Raw genomic sequence first — 17,797 nt, forward strand, 5'->3', positions numbered from 1 at the left:
TATCTATTACCCCAATTCAAAAGTCGTAACCCCAAAAATACGCTCTGTAGGTAGCTCTGGTATCTGCGGCATATACATTCTAGCGGTCTCAAACATGCTTTTGAGGTGATGTCTGCGAGCCAGCATGACAGCGGCAGTATTCACTTCGGGAACATCAAGATAGAAAGAATCGCCAGTGGGAATTTGAGCTTTGAGCGTCTGAAAAATGTCTTCTGCAAAATCAGGCGTATCAGCAAACAAAGGACCAATCTTATAGCCCTGACGACAAGGTCGCAGAACGCCATATCCGGCTAGCTTATCTTGATGCAACAAACCAATAGCGTAATGCTCAGGTTGCGCCAGCCAATCGTGAATGAACTGAGCCCGATCGCCGATAAAAAAGGCGCGATCATAGGCAATAACCGCCTCGACTGGATAAGAGGCTAGTGGTATCACACGAGAGGACACGTTGGCAGTAGAGTTCTGTCCACGAGTGCCCACATATCGAATATTGCGGTAGGCCAGCTTAAAACCCGATTTAAGGTAGTTACTTTGCTGAGCAACAACACCATCTAAACCGATGATTCGGCCTTTGAGAGACTGCAATGCGGCCTGCCAGATTTGCCACCCATATCCCTGTCCTCGGAATTCAGGTTTGACGATGTAGAAGCCAATGAAGCCAAACTCAGCCCCATACTTAACGGCTGAAATAGATGCGATTGGTTCCCCATCTAGAAATCCCATCAAAAAGCCATCAGGGTCTGCGACATAAAAGCAATGAGCATCCCGCAAACCAGGGTTCCAGCCTTCATCAGCGGCCCATGCGATCGCCTTTTCAAGATCACCGGAAGACATCTTTTTGATCACGTAATCTGACATGAGGTTATTGATCAGTAAAAGGAGGAAAGCAAACGTTAGTTTATGACAGAAATCTCACAGACCTTCAAAATCAGAAAGAAAAAGTTCACATGTAATGATGAACAAGGTCTAAAGAAGTTTACCAAAGCTTACTGATGTCCCTTTTCAACAATTAGAGAGTTGCCTTAAAAGCATATCAATGTTACGGTGTCGTATTTTGTTTGGGAATTTAGGCAGATTTTTTGCTGAAAATAGTGAGCGATCGAACTCAATGGAATAGAAAAAGCTGATTCGATACTATCCGCTCTAGCAGAAAACATCCCATGCTTGTATTCTTCTTGAATTGATAGAGAAGCTTGTGGTAAATAGGCACCAACCACACCCATGGAAAAATCATTTTCTCGGGCCATGCCAACTTGAGAGGCTTTTCAGAATACAAAATTTCAAGAATCCAAAGCAGCGTTCACGGCACGGACAAGTCTGTTGACTAAAAGTTTGACTCATGTCCACAAACGGTCTTGCTTATATATATTGGCAACTCAACCAAGTGCTATGGCTAATGGATGCCCTATACTATTTGGCTGGCAAAGGCTGCTAGCCTTTCAAACGAATCCAAACAGGAAAAAAACTTGAGATATTTACCAAATCTTGACGAAAGAAACACAAGCATTGAGATGTCACAAGTGTACGGGCTTATCACAGCCGACTGATAACTGAGAGGATATTTTTCCAGCAGGATTCCAGAGCGTTTCTGAATCACCCTCAACAGTGGACTTATGCAATCTGACTGACAGATATTAAGGTCGATAGCACATCCGCTATACGTATACTCTCTTACATAATATATTGACTAGCCAGCGAGATAAATTGGGTCTCCTGCGATTATGTAAAGAAGTTTCCCATCAACCCTATTGCCTCAAAGCTGACCATGGGAATACTCTTTCCGCAATCTCATGAAATAGTTTTAGTAAGGTCATCTACAATGCAGAGCTACCGTTTGCGAATCCAACTACCATTTTATGCAAGTTTGTCTTTCTCTGATGTTTATAGTTCTCACTTAGACGTATAATTTCTAATACAATTTGAGTGCTCAGTTTTGAAATGAATGAATATAATACGGTTGGTTCGCCCATGAATATATCACCGTATTCTTGGCTAGACATCTAAAAGTGTCTTTCTATGATCTGCTAGAGATTTCATGCATTCAATAGCTGACAAGCAACCGCAACATACTTCTATTTCTTTGATGACAGCTGTGACGGAGAGGTTTCCTAACCGATGACAAGTACGAAAACAGATGCGCTAACGGGTAAGGCGTTACTACAGAGAGTGAAAGATCTGTCTCACCTGACTAAGCGTGAAAAAGCTAGAGAGTGCGGCTACTACACTACAACCAAAGACGGCCAAATCCGAGTCGATGTGACAGGTTTCTATGATGCTTTGTTAGAAGCCAGGGGTATTCAACTCGATCCTGAGAAGGGGAAAGATGGTCGTGGGCGCGAACCAACCTATCGAGTTAGCGTTCATAAAAACGGCCAAATTGTTATTGGCTCCACTTACACTGATGAAATGGGATTAAAACCAGGAGACGAGTTTGAAATCAAGCTCGGTTATAAACATATCCACTTGATTCAGCTGGATGATGATGTTGAGCCTGAATAAGTAATCATTTTCCACAGCTGTTGAGATTCTTACCACAGTTGTTGGTCGGTTAGGGCTTCGCTTGCTCATGAAGCACGGTAGTCTATTCCTAGAGTTTTGACAAAAAGAGCCAGATGGTTTCTGAGTATTTCTCTACTGTGGAAATCTAGCCCTGTTGAAGGCGATAATTACCTGACTTCCCCATATGTTCTTCAGTTTCGGAGGTCAGGTTTGTCGTCTATAAAATTCTTCGCGAACGTAAACCGTCATTTATATTGGCCTTGGTAAGGATATACTACTTGGGTGTTCCCTCGGTGTCGAAGAGACACAATTTTCAATCGTGGGTCAGCATTTTTATCGCAGCAGAGATTGATGACGGGTCGATGGCATTTTGCTGAGTGATCTAAAAGGAAATAGATTTGATGGCTCATCAAGCGGAGACTTTGCTAATCATACTGACCTTTTTTCTAGTATGGGTTGGTATTTGGGGAGCGATCGCTTTTCCTCTCTTCAAAAAGTTCGAATGGCGTCCATTCCAAAAAACGTCTCCAGACCAGAAAATATTTCTACTGCTTCCTCTTTATGGATTAGCTCCTTGTGTTATTTGGGGTGCCAATCGCCTGCTTGCTCAGTCGTGGCGGGACATTGGCATACAGTTCGATTTAGCTAGTTTGCGATCGCTGTTCCTGGGTCTAGGTGTTGCGATCGCAGGCTTATTTCTCATGCTGTGGTTCAAGAGACTGATTCGTCTGATTTCTTTTAATCAAGGGGGTAGCAGCAGTACTTCAGCCCAGATAACGCCACGAACTGTCTTAGTCGCAACGGGTCTTTTGCTACTAAGCCTTTGGATCGGTGGAGTCGAAGAACTGGTTTTTAGAGGGTGGATGCAGACTCAACTGGAAACCGCATTTGCCCCTTGGATAGCGGCTACCTTAGGAAGTTTTGTATTTGCTGCTGCTCATTTGGTTTGGGATGATCGCCTCGGGTTGTGGCAACAGCCCGGTCTCTTTTTGTTAGGTTGGGTGCTCGTTGTTGCCCGTTGGGCCAACGATGGCAATTTAGCCTTAGCCTGGGGCCTTCATGCAGGATGGGTTTGGAGTCTTGCTGTGATCAGTGAGTACCTGCACCCTCAGCCAGTGGATCAAAAACCCATATGGCTGACCGGGCGGGCAGAACAGCCCCTAACTGACGTCTGGGATTTACTGCTGCTAGGTGGAACTGCTGGCCTAGTTTGGCAACTTTCCAGATCACTGGCTTAGAGGCCTTTATGGGATAGACAGACCAAGATAACTGGGTTGAGAGGCGTCCAGCGTGTCAATGCTCCAACGGCTACAGACCGGGAAAGCGCAACTTGCAGATAGTTGCCCTGCCACTCGTTCTGAAGCTGCAACCAGCGGGTCATCTCTGACATATTTTCCAAGGTTGCTAGGGCCACAACAATGTGGCCTTTCGATCTCAATCGTTGAGCGCAATAGTCAAGAATTGCGGTAAGGTGCTGGCCACTTCCCCCCACAAAAACTCGATGGGGATCGGGAAGTTCTCCCAGGCACTCAGGAGCTTGACCCCGGACAATCCTAATGTTCTCGATGTCGAAGCGCTGAGCGTTTTGGCAAATCAGCTCGCATCCCATAGCCGTTTTTTCGATCGCCCAAACATTCCCTTGGGGAACCAAACGAGCCGTTTCAATGCTCACGCTGCCTGTGCCCGCTCCAATATCCCAAACAGTGTGATTGGGATGTAAACCGAGTGCTGCTAGAACTTGAACTCGGACTTCTCGCTTTGTCATGAGTCCTGGACGGTCTTGAAAACTGAGAAACGCTGAATCAGGAATACCGAAAACAGGGAGATCAGCAGGTAGTGATTGTGGCTCGACTCGCTGGAGGATCACCACATTGAGCGGTCGTACGGTCATCTGCTGAGCCACTTCAAGGGATAGGACTTGAACGCGCTCATCCATCCCGCCTAAATTCTCACATATCCAAATGCGATAGGGGGTTGGCAAGGCTAAGGAGCGGACAAGGCGAGCGATCGCACTTGGGGTATTCACACCATCTGTCAACACGCCAATCAGAGCAGATCCCCGCTTGAGTGCCTGTTCCAAACGATCAAGAGATCGACCATGGGCGCTCACTAAACAAGCATTTTGCCAAGGTAATTTGACCCGGTTGAACGCTAGCTGCAGAGAACTCACATGGGGATGAAACGTTATGGCATCGGCAGGCAAAGCCTGTAATAGCTGCCGACCTAAGCCAAAAAATAGAGGATCGCCGGAGGTTAAAACAGCAATGATGCCTCCTTGATCCTGCTGCAAATAATCCTGTAGCCGAGTTTCTAAATCAGCAATCGGCCAACGTTGAGCGGAGTGATGGGGAAAATAGCTGAGGTGGCGATCGCTACCGGCTAAAACGACTGCTTGTTCAATAATGTCAAGCACTTCAGCCGGTAGACCACAAGCCCCCTCTAGGCCGATCCCAATAACCTGAATAGGCGTCACGATTGTGCTTCCCAAGCTAGAACCAGCAGCGCATTCAAAATTGCTGCTGCGACAGAAGATCCCCCCTTGCGCCCCGCAGTACGAATTTGCGGCACGGCTAGAGTGGCTAACTGCTGCTTTGCTTCCAGAACGCCAACGAACCCAACAGGAACACCGATAATCAACGCTGGCTTCGCGTTGGAGACTGCCACGCGATCGCACAGTGCCTTTAACGCTGTGGGTGCATTGCCAATGACATAGAGGGCATCTGGAAACTGCTCATACGCCTGCAAGAGGCCAGTTTCTGTTCGAGTCCTACCAGGTTCGGCTTTTTCAGCCATCTCAACTGCGGTCACAAGCCTATTTTTGGAGGTTCGCTGTACCATACCTTGGCACCCCTGCCGGACCATGCCAACATCAACGACAATGGGACACCCAGCCAGCAAAGCCCTTTTTCCGCAATGAACAGCATTGGGCGAAATAGAGAGAAGACGAACAAATTCAAAATCTGCGGTGCTGTGAATGACCCGTCTCAAAATGGCGTACTCTTCCTGGGAAAAGCCATGCTGCCCGATCTCTTGATCAATAATGGTGAAACTCTGTCGCAGGATGGGATGTTCGAGTACAAGAGGCATCACAATATGCAATCGTCAGTTTTAAGATCTTAAAGGTTCGAATCCCTTTAAGTGACGCTTCAGCAGGTATGGCTATCTATTTCTTTTGGGGCGAAGACGATTTCGAAATGAATCGTACGATCGCACAACTCCGAGATCGGTCAATTGATGCAGCTTGGAGCAGCTTCAATTATGACAAACTCTCTAGCGACGACACCGAAGGTCCCATTACGGCTCTTAATCAAGCAATGACACCGCCCTTTGGCACAGGTAAACGCTTTGTCTGGCTGGCAGAGACGACATTAGGACAGCGATGCAGTGAGGTTGTCTTGAAAGAATTCGAGCGCACGCTACCTAAGTTGCCAGACTCTAGTATTTTTCTGATGAGCAGTCGTCAAAAACCAGACGGTCGCTCAAAATTCACAAAACTCTTGCAGAAGTACGGTGAGGTTCGCGAATTCAGTACAATTCCACCCTGGAAAACAGACCAGATTGCCAAACGAGTTGAAAAAGCAGCCCAAGATAAAGGACTCACGTTGACCCCAGAGGCAACCCATTTGCTAGTCGAAGCCGTGGGTAATCAAACTCGTCAATTAATGTTGGAGTTAGAAAAGTTGTCGGTTTACTGGGGCGATCGCGCCGAAGCCATTGATGCTGACACGGTGACTTCGCTAGTCACCATCAGCACCCAAAATAGCTTGAAATTGGCCGCTGCCCTGCGAGAGGGGAAAACCGACCAGGCACTCGGTCTGTTGTCTGATTTGCTAAATCGGAACGAACCTGCCCTTCGCATCGTCTCAACTCTTGTTGGTCAATTTCGCACTTGGCTATGGGTCAAAGCGATGGTAGAAGCGGGCAACAGAGACCCACAAACCATTGCTAAAGCAGCCGAGATTAGCAATCCCAAACGGATTTATTTCCTACAAAAGGAAGTCGCTCCTCTGCGACTTGCAAGTCTACGGAAAACGCTAGTGCATCTATTAGAGTTGGAAGCAGGTCTCAAGATTGGGCAAGATGAAGTGGCTCTTTTACAAACAAAATTGATTGAGATTGCCCAAACCATCAAAAATCCCTATGGCTAGCATTCGCTCTATCTCCATGCTTGACTAGAATAAGGGGTAATTTATGAACGGTACGGAAACTAACGGCAGTCGGTTTCCTGAGATGCATTGCCTTGACTGACGTTAAAGCTTCTTAAGCTCTCGTTATAAATTCGCCTTAAGAAGTTAGACGAGTTATTGTTGTCCACTACTGATCTTTTTTTGAGTCTTCAGGTTTATGACCAGTCATTTAGCAAAACAAATGTCTTTTCGACCACGGAAAACTTCGAAATTGCTGGCGATAGGGCTGATATCAAGTTGGTTAGGAATTGTAGGACTGCCGATCGCGTCAGTAACAGAACTGCCTTTGACAACGCAGGCCGCGATCGCTCAGTCGAGCATCACGAACGAAGAAATCAACCAATATGCCCGAGCAGTGCTTTTGATTGATCAGTATCGAAACGCTGCCTACACGCAGATCAAAGACATCTTGCTGACAGTCAATATGGACATCAGCGAGATCAATATTAGTTGTTCAGATCCCGACAATATTTCAGACGTACCTCGTTCCGTCCGCCGAGATGTGCGCTCCATCTTGACTCAATACTGTAACCAATCTCAAGATGCCGTTGAAGCAGCAGGTCTATCTCCCCGCCGTTTCAATGAGATCACACAGGCTCATGCAGAAGACTCGACCATATTCGAGCGAATTCAGCAAGAGTTGATTCGCTTACAGCAACAAAGCGAGTAGAGCAATCACAGCCCCGTTATAGGATCCTTGAACGGTGAAGGAACACGATCTATCGTGTTCCTTCTTAAGCCATCTTCCACAATGGTTGAAGCGTTTGCCTACGTTGCAAATGGTGCATGTGATCAAACAGCTTCCAATAATAGGTCTCAGGAAGACCACAGGTATGAGCGCCACGAAGAACCACGCTGAAATACCAGTCATTGGGAGCAATTTCTTGAGACAACTTCTCCTGTACTGTGTAGGTTCGAACGTTTCGATACATTCGATGCGAATGCTGCACTGAAACTAATTCGTGACTGTATCCTACTTCTCGCTCATCCAAGAGACTGCTCAGACGTTCAGGCAAACGATACAGCACACCCTCAACAGAATGATGAGTATCCCTAACAACATCTAATACACCGCAGTTACGACGTTCTGATTTTCTGAAAAAGCCAAGGCGGTAACCAGGCAAGGTTGCAGGGCCAATGACGTAGTGATGAGTGTTCTCGCCAAGCGATCGCTTCAAATCAACAGGACACATGCAAGAACCATAAGCAAAATAGTAAAAGCTAGATTCTTCCAAATTTGCTAAAGAAAGAGTCCGAACCGTCATAACCAACTTCCGTGTTGTTTATCTAGGGATTCTATCAGAATTCATGTCGAGGATCCTGATTAAACTACTATATCCCGATTGACTTACCGTAGATTACTAGTGCAGGGAAAGTTAACGGATTTAAACCAGTGATATAGCTTTAGAGATCGACGCTAGCGCCTTGTCGGTATTCAAAATAGGGGGATTTGTAGGTAAGCGTAGAAGACAGTGTAGGCGTTGTCTTCTCGCAGAGCACACCAGCATTAACTAAGAAATAGGTTGTGTTGCCGTCTGTCTTGACGAAACTCGTACCGCTACGCGGAATTCAGAATACTCTGCGAGAAGAGCAAAGCTCTACAAAACTAAGGTAGATAAGCTTTCCGAGTGTTTTACAAGGTGAACCTATTTCTGCCGTAGTGTACTAGCGACGGCTGTAGAACTAGACTGCGCTTGAATTTCAAAGCTTACTTCTCAACTCATTTTTATCAACCTTTAACCCGTTCGCGAGATCGAAAAAGATGACTATGCTCAGGGTTATACAGTCGGGAACGCGCCTTGGCTGCAGCTAAAGCAGGACTAATAAGATAAAGCGTCGTGCGGACAAGGTTTTCTCGCTGAGTGACCTCAACCATTTCCGCTAGGGGCACCAGCCAAATTCTTTCATCAGGCCACCCAATCCGAAAGCAAACCGCAACTGGAGTGTCGGGAGGATAGTGCTGTAGGAGCTGAGTTTGGGACGCAACAACATGACGAGCACTGAGATAAAGACACAGGCTGGCTCGATGAGCCGCTAAAGATGCCAATTCCTCAGTCTTAGGAACGTCTGTGCGGCCACTGATGCGCGTCAGAATTATGGACTGGACTAAATTGGGAATGGTCAATTCTGCGTTGAGTTGGGCTGCGGCTGCCTGAAAAGCACTAATACCAGGAACAACTTCGAATGAAATCTGGGCTTCAGCCAATGCCTGTATCTGCTCGTGGATCGCACTATAAAGGCTGGGATCTCCCGAATGGAGCCGCACAACTGACTTTCCTGCTCTAACTCGGTCAATCATTACGGGCAGAATCGTCTCCAATGTCATGCTGGCGGTGCCGATCTTTTCAGCATCGTCACGGGTCCATTCCAATATCTGCGGCGGCACAAGGGAATTGGCATAAACGACAACATCAGCCTGCTGCAATAGTCTTTGTCCCCTGACAGTCATGAGGTCAGGAGCACCAGGACCGGCTCCCAGAATATAGACCTTGGGACAAAGGGCGAACGACCCTGAAGCAGGCGTTTCTGAAGTGGAAAGTGTCATAGAAGCAGCAATGTCGTTTCTGTTTGTTACAACCAACTCATAAATCGCCCAGCACAGCGATAAGGCTGAGAGTCAAAGGGTGCCTTTAACGGTTATTTTGGGCATTCTAAACGAGAAAGTCCTGAAGCGTATTCTTCAGCCTGTACCAATAGAGAAAACAGGAGAGATCAACAAATACAGTTAGACAATCCTCTATCAGTCAAGATTTCTCCATAAAGTTCAAAACGAGTCTGTTCACAAGGCTCAGTATTTTTCAATTTAATTGCTTGATCTATTGATATAGACCTCTTCATTGGTAACTTTGCATGGAAATGACGACTAACATGCTTCCAAATCCGACCCCCCCCTCTATAACAACGAGCTTTACCGATGGAACCTGCACTGTTCATATTCCAGAATCGTTAACAGTCACCGAGGCGGTTAGTTTCCAACAAATTTGTCAGGCTATCTTTCGTGACCATACTGATTTAAAGAAACTGACGCTGGATTTCAGTGCGACCACATTCATGGATAGCAGTGGGCTAGGTTCACTCGTTATCTGTCGCCGGTTGTGTGAAAAAAATCATGCCGCGCTCGATCTTGAGGAAGTTGGACCTCAAGTCATGATGGTGCTCAGCATGACGGACCTGGATAAAGTTTTTACCATTTCTCAGCAAACACCTGATGAGGAGAAGTCGTCTACCCGGTTATCGGAGCTGCGAACAATTTCGACTCATCCGTCCGTCAATTCTAAGGCCAAGAGAGCCATTGATATCGTTGGCGGACTCATTGGCTTGATTATCACGTCTTTGCTATACATCCCGATCGCGATCGCGATTTATATTGACGATCCCGGTCCTATTCTCTTCAGCCAAATCCGCTGTTCTTGGATGGGGCGCCGCTTTCAGATTTGGAAGTTCCGCTCTATGGTTGTCGATGCCGAGTCGCTAAAAGAGACTGTTAAAAATGAGGTTGAGGGACCGCTCTTTAAGAATGAAAACGATCCGCGCGTGACGAAAGTAGGACGGTTTCTGCGGAAAAGCAGCTTGGATGAGTTCCCTCAATTCTGGAATGTATTGAAGGGCGACATGAGCCTGGTAGGCACTCGACCGCCAACGCCTGCTGAAATTGAAGATTACGAAGTACCGGCCTGGCAAAGACTGAATGTCAAGCCGGGTCTAACCGGAGAGTGGCAGGTCAGTGGACGGTCTACAATCAAAAAGTTTGAAGATGTCATTCGCTTAGATATGCGGTATCAGGAGAATTGGAGTCTGATGTATGACATCAAGCTCATTGTTAAAACCGTCCTCGTCTTGTTCACGAAGGAATCTGGTGCTGCGTAAGGCTTCACTGGCTCAATGACAGAAATAGGCTCACTATTCAAAACATTGGGAAAGCTGATCCACCTTAGTTTTGAATTTTGAATCCATGGAGCTTTGCTCTTCTTGTTCGCCTTTGGCGTTCTCGAAGAGTAGAGTATTTTGAATTCTGAATTTTGCATAGTGGTGTTAGTGGGCCATTTGCCGGCATATCAGCATTACTCAATTGCTTAGTTCAAAGTGCTTAGTTCAGAGTGATCTAAGCAAGCAGCCGCTTTGAAAATGGCAACGTTCATGCCAAATGACCACCAGACTGACCTAGCTTTATAGCCCTGACTCCAATGACGCAAGCTCAGAATTGCGAATGGTAGGTGCGATCGCTCCACTAGGTTGAGTTTCTTAAACGCACCAATGGGACTGACGTTACGAGATCCCATAAACCTTTTGTTACTGCTGATTAATTCTTCCAGCAGACCGCTTACGCTTTATTCAGTCAGCCACTATTTCAGCTGGGTCGGACCATTGCCAGTGAATAATCAAGCACTTAGTCAACCGTTAGTTAGATTTTTTACTGAGACACATGGCAAAAAGATTCAAATAACTTTACATTGAAGAGAGAATTTTGGTTTGAGGATCCATGGGAAGGGCAACCATCGTTGAGACTGGATTGTTTATGATGACTCGTTTCCCTCAGCCGGGCTATACGAAAACTCGTATGATTCCGGCACTGGGTCCAGAAGGAGCGGCGTGGCTACAGCAACGGATGACCGAGCATTTGCTGCAACGATTTGTAGGCCTTCACCATCATCGGGAATTATCTTTTGAAGTCCACTTTACTGGCGCGACCTCAACGCAGATGCTGGACTGGTTGGGTCATCAAGTTGTTCTCAAAGCTCAGTGTGAAGGGAATTTGGGACAGCGGTTGAGCTACGCATTTGAGCAGGGGTTTGCTGACGGTCTAAGTCGCATTTTGGTTATGGGGAGCGATTGTCCTAGCCTTGGAGAAGCGCACATTTTTCAAGCGCTGAAATTGCTAAATACTCGTGATGTCGTGCTAGGTCCTGCTGAAGATGGAGGCTATTACTTAATAGGATTAAAAGCTCCGCAGCCAGAACTATTTGAAGGAATAACTTGGGGACAAAGTTGTGTATTAGAGCAGACGCTCGCGATCGCAAACCGTTACTGTCTCTCGACCTCGTTACTTAAATCGCTTCCTGATATTGATCGACCTGAAGATTTACCCCTGTGGATACGCTACCTAGAGGAATCTAGCAGCAGGCCCCAAGTGCGATCATAAGGATGTACGTTTTGAACAGTCCCTTGGTCGGTCACAAGAGGACGCCCTTGGTTGTGCCACTCAAAAATAGATCCTTCTAAATTCACCACGTGGTTATAGCCTGCTGCTTGCAGACGTTCGGCAAGTCGAGCTGAACGATAGCCCACTGAACAGTAGAGAACTAGAGGCATCTCTGGTGAAATATGGCTGCGCTGAACAGCTTCAACAGTTGTCAACCGACGAGCACCCGGCAAGTGACTGACTGCGTACTCTTCTTCATGGCGCACATCAAGCAACACAGGAGATGGCGAATCCTGACTCAGCCAGGCTGCTAAATCTTCAGTCGAGATGCTGGGTACCTGAGGGAACTGACGGCGCACCCATCGCTTGACCCAGATCCAGGCCAAATTTCGCAGGGATTTTAGGATGAACGGCATCGGTAATGTGGAATGAGGTGACGTGTGATGGTTTCAGGGTGCTTGCAGGAGACACGACATGATTGACTTTACAGCATGGGATCATCTGTTGCAGGCGTACGTCAATGATCAAGGGCAAGTGGACTATGCTCGTTGGCAGCAGGAATCCGTTCAGGAGCTTGAGCAATGGTTGCAGGCTGTCCGCCAGACTGATTTGACAACGTTGGAGCAAAATAGCGCGATCGCCTTTCTCATCAATCTCTATAACGCTTTGACTATTCGCCAGGTCTTGGCCAAATATCCGATTGACTCAATTCGCCCTGACTTTCTGGGGATTCCTAACTGGTTAGCCTTTTTGAGATTTTTCACTCGAAAGATCTACGCTCTTAGCGATCGCACTCTCAGCCTTAATAACATCGAACATGACATTTTACGTCAGCGGTTTCAAGAACCTCGTATCCACTTTGCTCTAGTTTGTGCTTCCACCGGCTGTCCCCTATTGCGGTCAGAGGCTTACTGTCCAGATAGGCTAGCGGCACAGCTAGACGACGATGCTCATCGCTTTATCAACAATCCTCAAAAGGTTCGCTATGAAGCAGACAGTCACACTCTGTGGTGCAGCAAGATCTTTAAATGGTACAAAACCGACTTTCTAGCCCACGCCAAGTCAATTCCCAGCTACATCAACGGCTACTACGACGGCACTGACCTCCCTAACGATGTTGCGATCGCTTACTTGCCTTATAGCTGGAGCCTGAATCAACGAATGTCATCATAGAGTTGCTTCAGTCGAGTTGCCGGAACCCCCATGGCCCAGCCATAACCTATCAGCAAATAGATCAAATTGGCTTTGAACGCACCCAGTTGAGCCACGCGCCGATCAGAACATTGCACTGTCCGGTTGACTTGGTAAATCCGCCCCAGTTGCCCCAAACGTTCACACAAATCGGCATCCTCCATGATGGGTAAAGACGCATCAAATCCACCACAGGCCCAAAAGTCTGAGCGACGGCAAAACATCGCCTGATCTCCAAACAGGATTCGTAGCCCCTTGAGGAAATAGAGATGAGGGCGAAACAGCAGCGGTGCATAGTGAGTTTTGATGCTGTTGTGTAACGTGATCCCCCAGCGTGTTGTCTGTAACCCAGCCATGACTGAGATAAACCCACCGCAGGCGATATCAGGATTTTGCAAAGTTTTGGTAATGATATCGATCAGATCATCGGGAACGACGGTGTCCCCATGGAGAAAACAGAGACTATCTCCCCTGGATAGCTCAGCGCCCCGATTCATTTGCACGGCTCGTCCCTGCTGATCCGTCGTAACAACTTGAACACTGCTGCGGGTCGCGATCGCCACCGTCTCATCGGTGCTGCCGCCATCGACAACGATGATTTCGTGTGGAGATGGATCGAGAATCTCCAGGCAGCGCAGAGTCCGCTTCAGGCAGCGAGCCTCATTCAGGACTGGGATAATGATTGAGACTTGAGCCATAAATTCATGCAGCGCAATAATCTTGCATTTTACGACCAGCAGGCAGCGGACTGGTGGAATGAGAACGCCACTATCTTTCCGTTGAGCAAGCTCAACCCGCTACGATTTCAATACTTTGATCGTCATATCTCCAGCTGGAGCGGTCTCAAGGTGCTCGATGTGGGCTGTGGCGGCGGCTACACCTGTGAGTTTTTGGCACGACAAGGAGCCATTGTGACGGGGATTGATCAATCGGCAGCCTGCATTGAAGCTGCGAAAATTCATGCCCAGGTAATGGGTTTTGAGATCGCCTACTATGCTGGGATGGCTGAGGAGATGCCCTTTGCAGCTAATCAGTTTGACGTAGTAATTTGTGTCGATGTGCTGGAGCATGTCCAAAATCCCGCCGCGACCATTGCTGAAATTGGACGAGTTCTCAAACCCGGTGGACTGTTCTGTTTTGACACCATCAACCGCACCTGGCAGTCACGATGGCTGATGATTTGGCTGCTGGAGGATCTATTACGAAAGATTCCTCGTGGTCTCCATGACTGGCACAAATTTCTACCGCCTGAAGAACTGAAAGGGCTGCTAGAGAAAAATGATTTTTTAGATGTGAAAATTCATGGATTTGACTTGCTGGGTCGCCATGCGATCGCCCAACTCACAACATTGCTCCACTATTGGCAAACAGGCGACTTTCGAGTGCGCTTTGATGAAGATACGACGGTGATTTACATCGGCACGGCTCAAAAAGACCAAAAGCCATGACAATAAAGTTCGTGAATCTCAGCACGATTTCACTGGAGGGTTAGATAGACATCGCCCACAGATATTTCCAGCAAACAATCTCAATTTGGCAGTGCTGAAGGAACAAAAAATGCTCTGTGGGTTAGACCAGAAGCATGAGATCTACAGGTGTGGTTGAGCCGTACGACACAGCAGGATTAGAGGACGACATATGGCAGATCTGCCCACCGATCCATTCTTCAACAGCCAATGGCATCTTCAGAATGCACACACTTCCTTGCTAGATCTCAACGTTACGGAGGTTTGGCAGGACTACACCGGAGCAGGAGTTACCGTTGCGGTAGTCGATGATGCTATTGAATGGACTCACCCAGACCTTATCACTAATTATTCATCTGCCAAGGACTGGGATTTTCAGAGTAGTGATCCCGATCCGATTGGTTTTACTAGCGAGGTGCACGGGACTTCAGTTGCAGGCATCGTTAGCGCCGGTGCCAACAGCATTGGTGGTGTGGGAGTGGCCTACGGCTCAACACTCATCGGATTCAGAATCAGCTACTCGGGATCTCAGTTTCATCAGAATGTCACTAGCGCGATCGCCAATGCAGCGGGATTGCAACAGGCCGACGGACTCAACCGCGAAGCCGACGTTGTCAATATGAGCATCTACAGCATTGATCGCTTTTACGGAGCCAACAATTCAGTTATCACTGGATTGAATGAAACGATTAATGCTGCTGCCTCATCGGGAAGAAACGGACTTGGCACGATTTTGGTAAAGTCCGCAGGAAACCAGCGCTCCGATAACCGCGACGTCAATGACTCCTCTTGGAATGCCAATAAGCACACGATCGTAGTCGCCGCTGTTGACCAAGACGGATTCGTTTCGTCCTATAGCAATCCAGGGGCAGCGATCTTGGTAGCGGCTTTTGGTTCCCCGACCTGGGGTGAAGTGGTTACAACAGATCGAACTGGACTCTATGGGTACAACACCTCAAGCGACTATACCTTCAACTTCTATGGAACATCGGCAGCTGCCCCTATGGTGACAGGCGTTGCTGCACTGATGCTGGAAGTGAATCCCAATCTGGGTTGGCGGGACGTCTATGACATCTTGGCTTATTCTGCTCGCCATGTCGGCACTGAAGTCGGTAATGGTATCCGCTACGCCGAAGACTATCCGTGGATCTTCAACGGTGCGACGAACTGGAATGGGGGTGGGCTGCATTTCTCAAACGATTATGGTTTCGGTCTAGTAGATGCCAAAACCGCCGTCCGATTGGCTGAAACGTGGAAGACCGCTCCTAAAACGAGTGCTAATGAGATCGCAGTCTCAGAAGATTGGCTCGATGCTGTCACAGATATTTCTCTGGGTGATGAGGGGTCGGGCGGGACTTCATTTTCCCGGTTCGTTGACCACGACCTGAACGTTGAGCATGTCGAGGTCGATATCAGCTTTGACCAATGGGACGACTTTAAGGATCTTGAAATTCAACTGGTTTCACCAGCAGGGACATCAAGTCTTTTGATCGACAACCATGGAAATGATTTAGAAGAATATGCCCTTGATGGGTTTGGCGCCAATCGCTGGAAGTTCTTTTCCAATGCTTTCCGGGGAGAAGATGTCAGTGGTACTTGGCAGCTTCGACTCTCAGACAAAGACGACGTTATCACCTCATCCATCGTTGTTGATGACATCAAGATTACGTTCTACGGAGGACCAGCATCCTCTGACCAAACCTTCATTTTTACAGAGGAATACTCTGACTATGCTGGGCAGTTTGGACATTTGCCAATCATCACTGGGACTGCGGGCCTAGACACTCTGAATGCAGCGGCTATGGATTCGGATACGCTCATCAATCTGTTAGCTGGTACTGGAAGGATTGATGGCGTGGAGACGACGCTTTCTGGCGTTGAAAAAGTTGTTACGGGGGACGGCAACGATTATCTGGTGGGAGACAGCTCAGACAATGACCTTGCAGGCATGCGTGGAGACGACGATCTGGAAGGGAATGGTGGCAACGATGTGCTTAGCGGTGGAGAAGGCCGCGATCGCCTAGACGGCGGTAGCGGTAGCGATGAATTGTGGGGAGGAGAAGGAGACGACATCCTCATTGGAGTAGAGGCACGTCCAATGGGTAGTAATTTGCCCGAATACACGGTCCTCATTGGTGGTAAAGGGGCCGATACCTTTGTCCTAGGAGATATCTTCGAAGCCTACTCTACTGACGATGGCTATACGCTGATCACCGACTTTTCCCTCAGCGAAGGCGACTCCCTAGAGTTCTCTCAAGAGATCACCGGATACGTCTTGGCGGCTGAAGATTGGTTAGGTGACGCTGCACCAGATACTTTAGTTTATTACCGGGGCGATCTTCTTGGAATTGTTCAAGACACTACCAATTTGGGGTTGCCTTGGATCGTAGGTGCCTCTAAAGCAGAGGGATTCTTCAACTTCGCTCAGCTATCGCGATTCAATGGATTGAAAACGGGTGAGGTTTTGTCGTCGCCTCAAGCGCAGGGTGACGGCATTGCCATCTCTCTAATCTTCGATGAATCGTTTTACCTGGCGGATAATCCCGATGTGGTCGAAGCACTGGAGACCGCTACGTTTAGTTCAGGCTTCGATCATTTTGTCCAATTCGGTTTGTCTGAGGGTCGCAATCCCAGTGTTCTATACGATAACGATGTTTATTTATCTGAGAATCCTGATGTTGCTCAAGCATTATCCGATGGCCTCCTAAGCAGCGGCCTAGAGCATTTTCTCTCCTTTGGCCATCGAGAAGATCGCAACCCCAGTAGTCTCTTTAGACAGGCAGATTACCTACTCGACAACCCTGATGTCGTAGAGGCCCTTGAGAACAATAGTGTCGAAAGCGCTTTTGCCCATTACATCCGCTTTGGCATGCACGAGAATCGTTTGCCCATGCTATCTCTGTACAACGAGGCTTTTTATCTACAGGACAATCCTGATGTGGCAACGGCGATCGCCAATGGAACATTCACAGACGGTTTTGAACACTATGTGCGCTTTGGTCAGCAGGAAGGCCGTGATCCTAGTCTTCTGTTCAACGAAAGCATTTATTTACAGAGCAGTCCCGCTGCCATGACGGCGATCGCAAACGAGACAGTAAACAGTGGCTTTGAGCACTTCATCAAATTTGGGAGAATGGCATGAGGAGAAAAGCTGAAGGATTGAGCCTGCTGCTCCTGGCTCCCCCTTCAATTGCTGATTAGAATCCTCATCAGTTGGACTGAATATGTGCTTATAGCGGCATGCATTTGAATCAAGCACACCTCATTCCCTGTTCCTCATTCCCTACTCTCTTAAGCCCCTGAGATGGACTTAA

Annotated in this window: 17 protein-coding genes; 9 read left to right on the forward strand and 8 right to left on the reverse strand. The window is 47.7% G+C overall.

The features are described 5' to 3' along the window. Nucleotides 1–6: 6 nt before the first annotated feature. Nucleotides 7–834, reverse strand: a complete 828-nt coding sequence (locus PN498_RS24295) for a GNAT family N-acetyltransferase (protein WP_272066023.1) — start codon at nucleotides 832–834, stop codon at nucleotides 7–9. A 1,281-nt stretch (nucleotides 835–2,115) separates the two neighbouring features. Here PN498_RS24295 and PN498_RS24300 point away from each other — a divergent pair. Both PN498_RS24300 and PN498_RS24305 read left to right on the forward strand, forming a co-directional pair. Then, a complete protein-coding gene (locus PN498_RS24300; RefSeq protein WP_272066024.1) occupies nucleotides 2,116–2,499 on the forward strand; it encodes an AbrB family transcriptional regulator in 384 nt (127 codons plus the stop codon). A gap of 401 nt (nucleotides 2,500–2,900) precedes the next feature. Then, nucleotides 2,901–3,737: a type II CAAX endopeptidase family protein gene (locus tag PN498_RS24305; protein ID WP_272066025.1), complete on the forward strand. Its 837-nt coding sequence runs from the start codon at nucleotides 2,901–2,903 to the stop codon at nucleotides 3,735–3,737. On the opposite strand, the gene cbiE is transcribed toward PN498_RS24305, so the two are convergent. Both cbiE and PN498_RS24315 read right to left on the reverse strand, forming a co-directional pair. Next, nucleotides 3,734–4,972 (reverse strand): precorrin-6y C5,15-methyltransferase (decarboxylating) subunit CbiE, encoded by a 1,239-nt coding sequence (gene cbiE / locus PN498_RS24310; RefSeq protein ID WP_272066026.1) that lies wholly within the window; start codon nucleotides 4,970–4,972, stop codon nucleotides 3,734–3,736. The two genes, PN498_RS24305 and cbiE, sit on opposite strands and share 4 nt — an antisense overlap. Beyond that, nucleotides 4,969–5,586, reverse strand: coding sequence for a precorrin-8X methylmutase (locus PN498_RS24315; protein WP_272066027.1), 618 nt, complete (start codon nucleotides 5,584–5,586; stop codon nucleotides 4,969–4,971). The genes cbiE and PN498_RS24315 overlap by 4 nt, the downstream gene beginning before the upstream one ends. 68 nt (nucleotides 5,587–5,654) lie before the next feature. On the opposite strand from PN498_RS24315, the gene holA reads away from it, so the two are divergent. After that, complete coding sequence (gene holA / locus PN498_RS24320; RefSeq protein WP_272066028.1) at nucleotides 5,655–6,647, forward strand: DNA polymerase III subunit delta; 993 nt, start codon at nucleotides 5,655–5,657, stop codon at nucleotides 6,645–6,647. A gap of 220 nt (nucleotides 6,648–6,867) precedes the next feature. Next, nucleotides 6,868–7,356, forward strand: coding sequence for a DUF4168 domain-containing protein (locus tag PN498_RS24325; protein ID WP_272066029.1), 489 nt, complete (start codon nucleotides 6,868–6,870; stop codon nucleotides 7,354–7,356). A 64-nt stretch (nucleotides 7,357–7,420) separates the two neighbouring features. Here the strand turns inward: PN498_RS24325 and PN498_RS24330 are convergent, their stop codons facing one another. Then, nucleotides 7,421–7,951, reverse strand: coding sequence for a gamma-glutamylcyclotransferase (locus PN498_RS24330; RefSeq protein WP_272066030.1), 531 nt, complete (start codon nucleotides 7,949–7,951; stop codon nucleotides 7,421–7,423). A gap of 464 nt (nucleotides 7,952–8,415) precedes the next feature. After that, on the reverse strand, nucleotides 8,416–9,231 hold the full coding sequence (gene cobM / locus PN498_RS24335; protein WP_272066031.1) for a precorrin-4 C(11)-methyltransferase: 816 nt from the start codon (nucleotides 9,229–9,231) through the stop codon (nucleotides 8,416–8,418). Between the two features lie 305 nt (nucleotides 9,232–9,536). Here cobM and PN498_RS24340 point away from each other — a divergent pair, with 305 nt between their 5' ends. Further along, nucleotides 9,537–10,553: a sugar transferase gene (locus PN498_RS24340; protein WP_442951445.1), complete on the forward strand. Its 1,017-nt coding sequence runs from the start codon at nucleotides 9,537–9,539 to the stop codon at nucleotides 10,551–10,553. 206 nt (nucleotides 10,554–10,759) lie between these two features. Here the strand turns inward: PN498_RS24340 and PN498_RS24345 are convergent, their stop codons facing one another. Next, nucleotides 10,760–10,966: a hypothetical protein gene (locus PN498_RS24345; RefSeq protein WP_272066032.1), complete on the reverse strand. Its 207-nt coding sequence runs from the start codon at nucleotides 10,964–10,966 to the stop codon at nucleotides 10,760–10,762. A 200-nt stretch (nucleotides 10,967–11,166) separates the two neighbouring features. Here PN498_RS24345 and PN498_RS24350 point away from each other — a divergent pair, with 200 nt between their 5' ends. Further along, on the forward strand, nucleotides 11,167–11,826 hold the full coding sequence (locus tag PN498_RS24350; protein ID WP_272066033.1) for a TIGR04282 family arsenosugar biosynthesis glycosyltransferase: 660 nt from the start codon (nucleotides 11,167–11,169) through the stop codon (nucleotides 11,824–11,826). Here PN498_RS24350 and PN498_RS24355 read toward each other — a convergent pair. Next, a complete protein-coding gene (locus PN498_RS24355; protein WP_272066034.1) occupies nucleotides 11,784–12,242 on the reverse strand; it encodes a rhodanese-like domain-containing protein in 459 nt (152 codons plus the stop codon). The genes PN498_RS24350 and PN498_RS24355 overlap by 43 nt on opposite strands. A gap of 58 nt (nucleotides 12,243–12,300) precedes the next feature. Between PN498_RS24355 and PN498_RS24360 the strand changes: the two genes are divergently transcribed. Next, nucleotides 12,301–12,999 (forward strand): DUF547 domain-containing protein, encoded by a 699-nt coding sequence (locus tag PN498_RS24360; protein ID WP_272066035.1) that lies wholly within the window; start codon nucleotides 12,301–12,303, stop codon nucleotides 12,997–12,999. Here PN498_RS24360 and PN498_RS24365 read toward each other — a convergent pair. Further along, a complete protein-coding gene (locus PN498_RS24365) occupies nucleotides 12,981–13,715 on the reverse strand; it encodes a TIGR04283 family arsenosugar biosynthesis glycosyltransferase (RefSeq protein WP_272066036.1) in 735 nt (244 codons plus the stop codon). The two genes, PN498_RS24360 and PN498_RS24365, sit on opposite strands and share 19 nt — an antisense overlap. A gap of 6 nt (nucleotides 13,716–13,721) precedes the next feature. Between PN498_RS24365 and ubiG the strand changes: the two genes are divergently transcribed. Next, nucleotides 13,722–14,465 (forward strand): bifunctional 2-polyprenyl-6-hydroxyphenol methylase/3-demethylubiquinol 3-O-methyltransferase UbiG, encoded by a 744-nt coding sequence (ubiG, locus tag PN498_RS24370; RefSeq protein ID WP_272066037.1) that lies wholly within the window; start codon nucleotides 13,722–13,724, stop codon nucleotides 14,463–14,465. A 190-nt stretch (nucleotides 14,466–14,655) separates the two neighbouring features. Further along, a complete protein-coding gene (locus PN498_RS24375) occupies nucleotides 14,656–17,625 on the forward strand; it encodes a S8 family serine peptidase (RefSeq protein WP_272066038.1) in 2,970 nt (989 codons plus the stop codon). Nucleotides 17,626–17,797 lie beyond the last annotated feature (172 nt).

Source organism: Oscillatoria sp. CS-180 (assembly GCF_028330965.1).
Taxonomy (GTDB): Bacteria; Cyanobacteriota; Cyanobacteriia; order Phormidesmidales; family Phormidesmidaceae; genus Halomicronema.